The 12,779-nt window shown below is 41.2% G+C and carries 11 protein-coding genes; 5 read left to right on the forward strand and 6 right to left on the reverse strand.

Going from position 1 to position 12,779, the window contains the following annotated elements; genetic code table 11:
* Positions 1-3: 3 nt before the first annotated feature.
* From pilB to yacG, 5 genes are all read left to right on the forward strand, one after another.
* Positions 4-1,707 (forward strand): type IV-A pilus assembly ATPase PilB, encoded by a 1,704-nt coding sequence (pilB, locus tag BT797_RS12405; RefSeq protein ID WP_045112105.1) that lies wholly within the window; start codon positions 4-6, stop codon positions 1,705-1,707.
* An 86-nt stretch (positions 1,708-1,793) separates the two neighbouring features.
* Positions 1,794-3,044 carry a type II secretion system F family protein gene (locus tag BT797_RS12410; RefSeq protein ID WP_075472243.1) on the forward strand — a complete coding sequence of 417 codons (1,251 nt, stop codon included), beginning with the start codon at positions 1,794-1,796 and terminating at the stop codon, positions 3,042-3,044.
* A 119-nt stretch (positions 3,045-3,163) separates the two neighbouring features.
* On the forward strand, positions 3,164-4,051 hold the full coding sequence (locus tag BT797_RS12415; RefSeq protein ID WP_075472245.1) for a prepilin peptidase: 888 nt from the start codon (positions 3,164-3,166) through the stop codon (positions 4,049-4,051).
* 11 nt (positions 4,052-4,062) lie between these two features.
* Positions 4,063-4,668, forward strand: a complete 606-nt coding sequence (coaE, locus tag BT797_RS12420) for a dephospho-CoA kinase (protein WP_075472251.1) — start codon at positions 4,063-4,065, stop codon at positions 4,666-4,668.
* Positions 4,669-4,694: 26 nt separating this feature from the next.
* A complete protein-coding gene (yacG, locus tag BT797_RS12425; RefSeq protein ID WP_170860759.1) occupies positions 4,695-4,886 on the forward strand; it encodes a DNA gyrase inhibitor YacG in 192 nt (63 codons plus the stop codon).
* A 22-nt stretch (positions 4,887-4,908) separates the two neighbouring features.
* On the opposite strand, the gene mutT is transcribed toward yacG, so the two are convergent.
* The 6 genes from mutT to ftsA form a co-directional block, all read right to left on the reverse strand.
* Positions 4,909-5,301 (reverse strand): 8-oxo-dGTP diphosphatase MutT, encoded by a 393-nt coding sequence (gene mutT, locus BT797_RS12430; protein WP_045112700.1) that lies wholly within the window; start codon positions 5,299-5,301, stop codon positions 4,909-4,911.
* A 119-nt stretch (positions 5,302-5,420) separates the two neighbouring features.
* Positions 5,421-8,138, reverse strand: coding sequence for a preprotein translocase subunit SecA (gene secA, locus BT797_RS12435; protein WP_075472255.1), 2,718 nt, complete (start codon positions 8,136-8,138; stop codon positions 5,421-5,423).
* A gap of 46 nt (positions 8,139-8,184) precedes the next feature.
* The gene (locus BT797_RS12440; protein ID WP_244534186.1) at positions 8,185-9,087 is read right to left on the reverse strand and encodes a M23 family metallopeptidase; all 903 of its coding nucleotides are present in this window, start codon (positions 9,085-9,087) and stop codon (positions 8,185-8,187) included.
* 138 nt (positions 9,088-9,225) lie between these two features.
* Positions 9,226-10,149: a UDP-3-O-acyl-N-acetylglucosamine deacetylase gene (lpxC, locus tag BT797_RS12445; protein ID WP_045112111.1), complete on the reverse strand. Its 924-nt coding sequence runs from the start codon at positions 10,147-10,149 to the stop codon at positions 9,226-9,228.
* A gap of 169 nt (positions 10,150-10,318) precedes the next feature.
* Positions 10,319-11,500: a cell division protein FtsZ gene (ftsZ, locus tag BT797_RS12450; RefSeq protein ID WP_075472259.1), complete on the reverse strand. Its 1,182-nt coding sequence runs from the start codon at positions 11,498-11,500 to the stop codon at positions 10,319-10,321.
* 29 nt (positions 11,501-11,529) lie between these two features.
* A complete protein-coding gene (gene ftsA / locus BT797_RS12455; RefSeq protein WP_045112113.1) occupies positions 11,530-12,777 on the reverse strand; it encodes a cell division protein FtsA in 1,248 nt (415 codons plus the stop codon).
* Positions 12,778-12,779 lie beyond the last annotated feature (2 nt).

Genomic DNA, 12,779 nt, shown 5'->3' on the forward strand with positions numbered 1-12,779 from the left:
GTCGTGCCTAACCAACATAACGCGAGCGGCTTGGCGCATAGCCTGGTCGCACATTCATATCTCGCGGCAGAAGAAATTCCACAACTTCTACAAAGCGCCAAACAGGAAGGTAAATCCTTCACAACCTATCTCGTCGACAATAACATCATCAATAGTCAAATGTTGGCACAATTATTAGAGCGTGAATATGGCGTCCCACTGCTTGATTTAGATACTTTTAATCTCGAAGAAATCCCCGATAATCTAATCAACGAAAAGCTCATTGATAAACATCATGCTTTACCAATTTATGTCCAGGGTCAAACCCTATACCTAGCGATGTCAGATCCAACTAATGTAATCGCACTAGAAGAGTTTTCCTTTAGTTTTGGTTTGCATACCGAAGTACTCTTGATTGATGAACTGCAATTACAAAAAGCCTTAGAAGCTGTATTAGAAAATGATATTGATGCCCTTGGCGATCTGAATGACGCCAGCATTGATGATTTGGAAGTTGATAAAAATGAGTCTCGCCTAGAGCAAGAAAATAACAACGGTGCTGACGATGCGCCGATTGTTAAATTCGTCAATAAGATCTTACTGGATGCAATTAAAAAAGGCGCATCGGATATTCATTTCGAACCGTATGAATTCAAATACCGGGTGCGCTTTCGTATCGACGGTATCTTACATGAAATGGTATCGCCGCCCGTTAACTTAGCCATGCGTTTTTCTGCGCGCTTAAAAGTCATGGCGCAATTAGATATTGCTGAGCGTAGAGTGCCACAAGATGGCCGTATCAAATTAAGATTATCCAAGAATAAATCCGTTGATCTACGTGTCAGTACCCTGCCCACCATGTGGGGTGAAAAAGTGGTGATGCGGCTCTTAGATTCTAACCAAGCCAGTCTCAACATTGATATTCTCGGTTATGACGATAAACAAAAAGCACTGTACCTTAAAGCGTTACAAAAACCACAGGGCATGATCTTGATCACTGGTCCAACGGGAAGTGGTAAAACGGTGTCTTTATACAGTGGCCTTAATATCCTTAACACCGTGGAACGCAACATATCCACAGCCGAAGATCCTATCGAGATCAACCTCACTGGTATCAATCAAGTCCAGATCAACCTGAAGGCTGGACTGACTTTCCCCAGTGCACTGCGGTCATTCTTACGCCAAGACCCAGATGTGGTCATGGTTGGTGAGATCCGAGATATAGAAACAGCCGAGATTTCGATCAAAGCAGCGCAAACCGGTCACTTAGTATTATCGACTCTGCATACCAACTCTGCGGCAGAAACCCTTACTCGTTTATCCAATATGGGTGTCCCTGCTTATAATATAGGTTCATCGGTCAGCTTGATCATAGCCCAACGGCTTAGTCGTCGCCTTTGCAATGAATGCAAGCAACTCGAAGACATACCCGCTATCGAATTAGCCAAACTCGGTTTTAGCCAACAGCAAATCAATGATGGGATCACTTCATTTAAAGCCATAGGTTGTAACCAATGTACCAAAGGTTATAAAGGGCGTGTCGGGATCTACGAAGTAATGCCGATGTCAGATAAGATCGCTCGCATGATCTTAACCGGCAGTAACTCGCTTGAACTCAGCGAACGAGCGCAGCAAGAAGGCATGAATACATTACGTCAATCAGCCCTGAAAAAAGTGATCGACGGCGTGACCAGTTTACTTGAGGTTGAACGTATCACTAACCATTAGTACGCAATGATTCACGACCAGTAATCAAAATAATCCTCTTTCATAAAGGAGGATCTTATCTCACACCATCAGCTAAGGATAGCATCATGGTCGCAGTAACTAAAAAAGCCAATCGCAGCACATCGACAGTCAAAAAACGCTATCCCTATAACTGGCAAGGCGTTAACCGCAAAGGAAAAAAAGTCAGTGGTGAGATGCAAGCTGAAAGCATCAGTAACTTAAAAGTTGAGCTACGCCGTCAAGGTATTAATGTATTAAAAGCCAATCGTAAATCAACAGGCTTATTTTCCAAAGCCACGGCCAAAATAAAACCAATGGATATTGCGCTTATTTCACGACAAATATCAACCATGCTTAGTGCTGGCGTACCGCTGGTGCAGAGCTTAGAGATCATCGCCCGCAGTAATGATAGCCCTGCCATGCGAGCACTAATTGGTGAAGTCGCAGCAGAAGTAGCGACAGGCACCCCGCTTTCAGATGCATTACGTAAACATCCACTTTATTTTGATGACTTATATTGCGATTTAATTAGCGCAGGTGAACAATCCGGTTCATTAGACAGTATTTATGATCGTATCGCGACTTATAAAGAAAAAGCAGAAGCACTCAAATCTAAGATTAAAAAAGCCTTGTTCTACCCGATTATGGTAGTCGCCGTTGCAACTGTCGTAACCTTGGTTTTATTACTCTATGTTATACCTCAATTCAAAGAAATTTTCGCAGGTTTTGGGGCTGAACTTCCCCCTTTCACCCTGTTTGTATTATCTATTTCTGACTTTGTCAGTCAATTTTGGTATTTGGTGATCGGTATATTATTCGGATTACCTTTTGCTTACCTTAAAGCTAATAAGCGTTCGATAAAAGTTAAACACATCACTGAGCGCACGATTCTCAAGATACCAGCGATTGGGCCGATCATGCACAAAGGGGCGATGGCGCGTTTTGCCAGAACTCTATCAACAACCTTTGCCGCTGGTATTCCGCTTGTCGATTCATTAACGTCAGCAGCTGGCGCATCAGGTAACATCGTGTATAAAAATGCGGTGATGAATATGCGTAACGAAGTTATCGCCGGATTACAAATGCATATCGCCATGCGCTCAACCAATTTATTTCCTGATATGGTCACGCAAATGGTTATGATTGGTGAAGAGTCAGGCTCGCTTGATGATATGTTGGCGAAAGTCGCCCATATTTATGAACAACAAGTCGATGATGCGGTCGATGGCTTAACTAGTTTAATCGAACCCATGATCATGGTGGTATTAGGTGTGGTCATCGGCGGCCTCGTTATTGCCATGTACTTACCTATCTTTGAAATGGGCAGTATTATGTAGTGAATATCGACCAGTGTTATTTTGATAGCAAGCTTTAACAGCTTTTTTGTGATGGGTTTGTTATCATCTTATTTCAATTAATATTTATCTATCAATTTGATTCGGTACAGGTAATTTACATGCAAGACTTAGCGCTTCTCTTTCAACTCTATCCTTGGCTATTATGGTTATTCGCTACCTTACTTGGCCTACTCGTTGGTAGTTTCTTAAATGTGGTCATTTACCGTTTACCTATCATGATGGAGCGTGAATGGAAGCAAGAGTGCACCGTTTACTTTGATGAAGAATGCAAGACCGCAAAATCAGAACCAGAAGCAACTAAATTCAATTTATTATTACCCCGCTCCGCTTGTCCTAAATGCGATCATCAAATAACCGCATTAGAAAACATTCCCGTGATCAGCTGGTTAGTATTACGCGGAAAGTGCAGCAGTTGTGCGAACCCCATTTCAGCACGTTACCCTAGTATTGAGCTACTAACCGGTTTGTTATCGCTCGTCGTGGCCTTGTACATTCCCTACGGTATCCAATTAGCGGGGGCATTATTACTGACTTGGTGTTTGGTTGCGCTGACCTTTATCGATATCGATAAAATGTTACTACCCGACCAAATGACATTACCCTTGTTATGGTTAGGCTTACTACTCAATGTCAACTACGCTTGGGTTACCCCTTCTGATGCGATCATCGGTGCTATGGTTGGTTACCTATCTCTCTGGACTGTTTATTGGGGATTTAAATTACTGACCGGTAAAGAAGGCATGGGCTATGGTGACTTCAAACTATTAGCCGCGTTTGGCGCATGGTTCGGATGGCAGTCGATTTTAGCGATTGTATTACTCTCGTCATTTGCTGGCGCTATCATAGGTATTAGTCAAATCCTATTGAAAAAGCATACCCAAGGTAACCCCATTCCATTTGGTCCTTATCTGGCGATTGCAGGTTGGCTGTATCTTATTTGGGGTGATCAACTCGTTGATTTCTATCTATCCAATTTTATTTATTAAGGTAGAAATTTATGTATGTAGTTGGATTAACAGGTGGTATCGCATCAGGTAAAACAACCGTTGCCGATCTAATCGCGAGCGAAGGGATTAATTTAGTCGATGCCGATATTGTTGCCAGAGAAGTGGTGGCGATTGGCAGTAATGGATTAAAACAGATTAGCGCTCATTTTGGTGAACGGATATTACTAGATGATGGCAGTTTAAATCGCCCCTTGTTACGTGAAAAAATATTTTCTGATAACGCCAATAAGCAATGGTTAAATAACTTATTACATCCCATGATCCGCGCTGAATTATTAGCGCAATTAGCCGCCAGTAAGTCCGCTTATACTTTGTTAGTGGTGCCATTATTAGTTGAAAACAACCTCACCACGTTATGCAATCACGTTCTGGTTGTTGATGTGGAAGAACAAGTCCAAATCGACCGTACGATGGCGAGGGATAAGGTATCACTACAACAAGTGAATGCGATATTAAAATCACAAGCTAGTCGTGAGCAGCGCCTTGCAGCAGCAGATTCGGTGGTGGTGAATAACGATCGCCAACAGCTTGAGCAGGATGTAGCCGTCTTACATCAAAAATTTCTTGAGTTAGCGACTGCAGCCATGGCAGACTAAAGCCTTAAGCTCTGTATATTTAGGAAATCACTATGCAAGTAAATTGCCCAACCTGTCAAAAACCTGTTGAATGGGTTGCTATTAGCGAATTTCGCCCGTTTTGTTGTGAACGCTGCAAGCTGATTGATCTTGGCGAATGGGCAAACGAAGAACGCGCCATTCCAGGTGAAGATGTATCACCACAAGAATTGCAGCCTAAAGGTTACGAATTCGATTAAGTCGTGACCTTAGCGTAATGGCTCAGGCAAACTGAGTCATTAACATTTCAACAATCACTTGATTCGCAGCGGGGAAATTATAATCCGCCAACTCGCTTATATTTATCCAAGCCGTTTGCTGCCCTTCGAGTCCTTTACCTACCCCTTCAAACTTATCGACAAGATAGAAATCTAATTGCACGATTTTATCGCCATAATCAAATTCTAACTGGTGAAATGCCTGTGCATTCATGACATCAAGATCCACTTCTTCTTTTAGCTCTCTGGTTAACGCCTCAAGCACAGACTCTCCTGACTCTACCTTACCACCCGGAAACTCCCACTTATCACCTTGGTGCTGCGCTGAGCTACGTTTACTGATAAATACTTGTTGATCACGAACAATAATACCAGCAGCGACATGAACGACTTTCATCATTATTTCTCTTATTTAATAATTGGAATAAAATATAGTTAACAAAAAGCGCTAAAACATTGCTGTTTTAGCGCTTTCAATTTTAAGTAATAACCGTCACTAACAAATAGTGTTTGCTACTAGCTTAATTTACCATGACACTGTTTAAACTTAGCGCCTGAGCCACAAGGACAAGGATCATTACGACCTACTTTTTGACCTTGACGCACAAATGTCTCAGCATCTGGCGTTGCCGGTGCATCAGCAAGCTGGTTTTCAGCGGCTGCATGACTCATATTTTGTGGTAATGACTCACTACGACGACGCTGTGCTTCAACTGCCTCAACGTCTTCTGGTGCTTGTACCTGCACTTTAGAAATAACGCCCACCACATCTGATTTTAGATTTTCTAACATTTCCGTAAACAGTTCGAACGACTCACGCTTGTATTCTTGTTTCGGGTTTTTCTGTGCATAACCACGTAAATGAATACCTTGACGTAAATGGTCCATCGCCGCTAGATGTTCTTTCCATAAGCTATCCAACGTTTGTAGCATCACTGCTTTTTCAAACTGACGGATCACTTGCGCACCAACCGCGTCTTCTTTCGCAGTGTAAGCTTCTTTGGCTGCAGTCATGATACGTTCACGAATCTTCTCTTCGTATAACTTAGTATCATCATCTAGCCATTGCTGAATTGGCAGTTCAAGCATGAAATCAGCACGCAAACGCTGCTCTAAGCCTGAAATATCCCACATTTCATGTAAAGATTGTGGTGGAATATAAGCATCCATTACAGCGTTAATCACGTCCTCACGGATCACAACCATGGTTTCGCTGATATCTTCCGCTTCCATTAACTCATTACGTTGCTCATAAACCACTTTACGCTGGTCATTAGCGACATCATCGAATTCAAGTAATGATTTACGAATATCAAAGTTACGACCTTCAACTTTGCGTTGTGCATTTTCAATTGCGCGTGTTACCCACTTATGCTCAATCGCTTCACCTTCTTCCATCCCCAGCTTCTTCATCATGCCTGTAATACGATCTGATGTGAAAATACGCATTAAAGGATCGGCCATTGATAGATAGAAACGTGTTGAACCCGCATCACCTTGACGACCAGAACGACCACGTAATTGGTTATCAATACGACGAGACTCATGACGTTCAGTACCAATAATGTGTAAACCACCCGCAGTAAGTACAGCATCATGACGAACTTGCCATTCCGCTTTAATATGTGCGATTTGCGCTTCAGTTGGATTCTTCAGCTTATCAACTTCAGTCTGCCAGTTACCACCTAACACGATATCGGTACCACGACCAGCCATGTTTGTTGCAATCGTAACAGCACCCGAACGACCCGCATCAGCAACAATCTCAGCTTCACGTTCATGGAATTTAGCATTCAATACGTTATGTTTGATTTTGTCTTTTTTAAGTAGTTTAGACAGTAACTCAGAACTTTCAATTGATACAGTACCAACCAGCACTGGCTGTTGTCTTTCAACACAATCTTTAATATCTTCGATGATAGCAATATGTTTCTCATTTGCCGTCAGGTAAACCAGATCACCAAAGTCTTTACGCGCCATTGGTTTATTAGTCGGTAAAACAACTGTTTCTAGGCTATAGATAGATTGGAATTCAAATGCTTCAGTATCTGCCGTACCAGTCATGCCCGATAGTTTTTCATACATACGGAAATAATTCTGGAACGTGATCGATGCTAGTGTTTGGTTTTCATTTTGGATCTTCACACCTTCGCGCGCTTCTACCGCTTGATGTAGGCCTTCAGACCAACGTCGACCAGGCATAGTACGGCCAGTATGTTCGTCGACAATAACAATTTCGCCTTCGTCACTCACAATATAATCAACGTCTTTTTCAAATAACGTATGCGCACGTAATGCGGCGTTGATGTGATGAAGTAATGAAATATTACCTGCAGAGAATAAAGAATCATCTTCGCTTAATAAGCCACGCTCTTTAAGCATGTCTTCAACTTTGATTTGACCATTTTCAGTCAGTAATACTTGTTTGTTCTTTTCATCAACAGTGTAGTGACCGTCACCCGTGTACTCTTCGGTATCTTCTTTCTCTTGTTGCTCTAGCAGTGGGATGATAGTGTTGATCTTAGTATATAATTCTGAGCTATCATCAGCAGGACCTGAAATAATAAGCGGGGTACGTGCTTCATCAATTAAGATTGAATCCACTTCATCAATTACCGCGTAATATAACGGACGCATAACACGCTGTTGCGGTTCGAACGCCATGTTGTCACGTAAGTAATCAAAACCAAATTCATTATTAGTACCATAAGTAACATCTGCAGCATACGCTTCACGTTTGGCCATGTTATCCATGCCTGAAACGTTAAGGCCAACCGTTAAACCTAAAAATTCAAATAGTTCACGATTCCATTCTGCATCACGTGCAGCAAGATAATCATTCACCGTAATAATATGTACGCCTTTACCTGTTAATGCATTTAAATATGCTGGTAACGTTGCGGTTAGGGTTTTACCTTCACCAGTACGCATTTCAGCAATCTGGTTATTATTTAAAACCATACCACCAAGTAACTGTACATCGAAGTGGCGCATACCAAATACACGTTTAGAGCCTTCACGAACAACCGCAAAGGCTTCAGCTAAAATGCTTTCAAGAGTCTCACCAGATGCTACTCGTTGTTGAAAATCAACAGTTTTTGCTTTTAACTCTGCATCTGATAATACTTCAAACTCTGCTTCTAATTGATTGACCTGTGTTACAACTTTATGCAATTTTTTTAAAATGCGGTCATTGCGGCTACCGACTATTTTTGTAATTATATTAGTTAACATTTTATGACCAAAAGTTATTGTGAATCTATTTGAAATTTAAAGCATTTTAGCGATAAACATAGCGTTTAGGATCGACTTGTCGTCCCGATTTTAGCACTTCGTAGTGCACATGAGGTCCAGTAGAGCGCCCTGAACTCCCCATAATAGCAATTGTTTGACCCTTGCCAACAACATCGCCTTCTTTTGCGATGAGATCTTTAGCATGAGCATAACGTGACGACAGACCATTTCCGTGATTAATTTCGATTAATAAGCCATAACCCGAACGTCTTCCAGACCAAGTTACCACTCCAGCACCCGTTGCAATAATATGCATACCATTATTACCTGCAAAATCAATCCCCTTATGCATAGTCGCTCGCCCTGTAAAAGGGTCTTTACGCACGCCGTAATGGGACGATAACCAAGAGCCACGTTGAATAACTGGACGTCCAGATAAAACAGCCTCATCACTTATATTGTGATTCAATAGCATAGTTTCAAGTAGTGATAGTTGTTGGGAGCGATTATTTACTTCGAGTGACAACAAATCCATCTCTTCGAGCAAGGCTTGCAAATCAACAGCATAACTTGAATCAGTATCAATCGGACCGCCTATTGCAGGTTTTAGGTTAAAATCAAATTCACCACGCGTTAAACTGGCATCTTTAACCAATTCATCACCCAATAAACTCAAACGGTTAACCTCGGCTTGCATCATGCCAACTTTACTCGCAAATACGGCAATTTTCAAATCAGTTTCTTGACGTAGCGCAATAACTTCATCTGCTTGCTGCTGATATTTTTGTTGTGTTTTCGCAATCTTAAGTTGTATTGCTTGGGAAGAGAAGTTGGAATAGAGAAACCAAGAAGACGTAATCGAGATGGCAATAACAGCTATTAATGAAAATATTAAAAAATAGATATTAAATAATTTAGAATGGTTATGATTACCATTCGAATAAGTCACTGTAACGCTCATAATCTTTTATTAAATGATGAATTGGTGACACTAAATATAAACAATTTGATGCCACAATTCTATCTGTATTTATCTCGGAGCGAACTAACTCACCCAGTTCCGAGATGCCAAACCGATTTGATTAGATTATAACGCCAGTTCTAAATTTGGCTCTAACCAACGAATTGGCGCATCTTGGGCTTCATCTACAGTAGTGAATTCCCATGCTTCTTGATTAGCAAGTAATGCTCTTAGCAATAAGTTATTCATGCCGTGACCAGTTTTGAATGCTCTAAACTCACCTAAAATTGAATGACCTGACAAGTACAGATCACCGACAGCATCAAGCATTTTATGTTTCACGAATTCATCTTCATAACGTAAACCGTCATCATTAAGAATACGAAAATCATCTATCACAATAGCGTTCTCTAGGCTACCGCCCAGTGCAAGGTTTTGTGATTGTAGATATTCAATGTCTTTCATAAAGCCGAAAGTACGTGCTCGGCTGATTTCTTGATGGAACCAATCACCCGAAAAATCTGCTCGAATATGTTGGTTTTGACCTTCAAATACAGGATGATCAAATTCAATACGTAAATCCATAATAAAACCATGGTTCGACGGTAAAAATTCAGCCCATTTATCGCCATCTTCAACACGTATAGGTTGTTTAATTTTGATAAATTTCTTAGCGCAATTTAACTCTTCGATTCCCGCACTTTGCAGTAAGAAAATAAAAGGACTTGCACTACCATCCATAATTGGAATTTCAGCCGCATCTACTTCAATAATAATATTATCAATGCCGAGACCTGCTAAGGCCGCGTTTAGATGTTCTACAGTCGAAATACGATGACCATCTTCGCTAATTAGACAAGTACATAACATTGTATCTTTCACCATGTCAGCCGATGCTTTGAAATCAACTACTGGATCAAGATCGATACGACGGTAAATAATACCTGTATTGGCTGCTGCTGGACGAAGATTAAGGGTAACCTTGTTGCCAGAATGCAGACCGATACCGGTGCCACGTACCGCTTGTTTTAATGTTCTTTGCTTAATCATTAATGTCACCCTATTTAAATCCCACACTCCAACGCGAGGCCGAGCAATTTACCACAGCCCTACTGAAAATGCAAAATCACCAATCCAGACACGTCTTATATAATTCAGTCTTTACGCTAAAAATCCCCCGAAAGACTGAATCATGTTCTAGCTATAATACAGTAAAGTATTAGTCTGCTTGGCGACGTAAGAACGCCGGAATATCTAAATAATCCGGTTCACTTTTCGTTGCCGTTGTCGTATTACTTTCACCAACAGCAATTTTCTGTACATCTACTTGGTTATCGGCCGGTACAACTGTCGCTTTAACTGTTTCGTCAACTTTCGTCGATTCAACTTTCGCTTCTTCAATTTTTTTCGCTGGCGTTGGTACTAAAGTAATATCAGGTTTGTTTTCAGCCCCGATCCCCGTAACAACCACAGTTACACGCAATTCATCCGTCATTTCAGGGTCAATTACCGCGCCCACAACAACCGTTGCATTGTCAGAAGCAAAAGCTTTAACTGAATTACCCACTGTTTCGAACTCTTCGATATTAATATCGAGGCCAGCAGTAATATTAACCAGAATACCGCGAGCACCAGCTAAATCAACATCATCAAGTAACGGACTTGAAATTGCCGCTTCTGCGGCTTCTGCTGCACGATCTTCACCAGAAGCAACACCGGTGCCCATCATTGCAGTACCCATTTCACTCATTACTGTGCGAACATCGGCGAAATCCACGTTGATTAGACCTGGACGCGTAATTAATTCGGCAATACCTTGTACAGCACCAAGTAGTACATTATTTGCAGCTTTAAATGCATCTAATAAACTGACACCACGACCCAATACTTTCAATAACTTGTCGTTAGGAATTGTAATCAAAGAATCAACTTGTTCACTTAATGCATCAATACCAGCTTGTGCATAATTCAAGCGGCGCTTACCTTCAAATGAGAAAGGTTTAGTTACTACCGCTACTGTTAAAATACCTAATTCTTTAGCAATTTCAGCAACAACCGGAGCTGCACCTGTACCTGTACCACCACCCATACCTGCAGCAATAAAGATCATATCAGAACCTTGCAGTTGCTCACGAATAGTATCGCGATCTTCCGAAGCTGCTTCACGGCCTACCGCAGGGTTCGCGCCTGCGCCTAGACCCTTAGTGATAGTGTTACCGATTTGAATAACAGATCCAGCGGCTGAATTACGTAATGCTTGTGCATCCGTATTTACGACAATAAATTCAACACCTTCAATTGTTTCACTGACCATGTGATCAACAGCGTTACCGCCACCACCACCAACACCAATGACTTTAATGACAGCTTCATCGTTACTATCATCTAATAGTTCAAACATGGTAATATCTCCAAAAATCTTATAGGGTTTTAAAACCCGCCTTTGAACCAGCTCATTATTTTTTTAAGTAACTGATTACAATTATTCCGTTCTACGACTACGTCTGTTGTTGGTTCGAACTGCTGTTCTTTACCAAACTGAAGTAAGCCAACCGCTGTTGAATACACTGGTGTATTTACATATTCAGTTAATCCATTTATATTTAATGGAATACCTATTCTAACTTGTGAGTTGAATACGCTTTCTGCACATTCAACTAAACCTTCAATTTGTGCCGCGCCACCAGTAAGAACAATGCCAGCCGCCAATTTTTCCAGTTTTAATGACTCTAAAATAGTTTTTAATTCAGCTTCAACCATTCCGAATAGTTCAGAGTATCGAGGTTCTATCACTTCCGCAAGTGTTTGTCGCTGTAAAGTGCGTGATGGTCGCCCACCTACACTTGCAACTTCGATGGTATCATCCCGTTGTAACAACTGAGCATGCGCACAACCAAAGTTAACTTTAATCTCTTCCGCGTCTGCAGGAGGGGTTCCAAATGCATACGCAATATCACTAGTAACTGCATTACCTGCATACGAAAATACGGATGTATGACGTAATGAACCATCATAGAATACGGCGATATCAATAGTGCCACCACCAATATCTACAACACATACACCGAGCTCTTTTTCATCATCGGTAACGACGGCATAACTTGATGCTAAAGCAGAAAAAATTAATTTATCCACTTGCAGTTCACAACGTTCAGCACATTTTACAATATTTTTTGCCATGTCATTGTGACAAGTGATCAAATGTACCTTAGCTTTCATCCGAACGCCGGATAAACCCACAGGATTTTTAATCCGTTCTTGATAATCAATAGCATATTCTTGTGGAATTACATGCAAAATTCGATGTTCGTCACGAATTCGCACAGACCTTGCGGTATAGATCACATTATCAACATCATCTTGCGTGACTTCATCTTCAGAGATAGCCACCATGCCAATTTCATCTTGGCTGCTAATATGTTTACCTGAAATGCTCAGGTAGACAGACGATATTTTCATATCAGCCATCATTTCGGCTTCTTGTTTTGCACGTTGAACCGCTTTAACAACAGACTCCAGGTCGTTTACACCACCTTTATCCATCCCTCTCGATGCACTTTTTCCTAAACCGATAATGTTCAGTTCACCGTCAGGTAATAATTCACCTACAACAACGGCAATTTTTGATGTGCCGACATCTAAACCTACAATTAATTTCCGTTCCATCGACTTAGTCATTA

This window comes from Moritella viscosa, assembly GCF_900120065.1.
Taxonomy (GTDB): domain Bacteria; phylum Pseudomonadota; class Gammaproteobacteria; order Enterobacterales; family Moritellaceae; genus Moritella; species Moritella viscosa.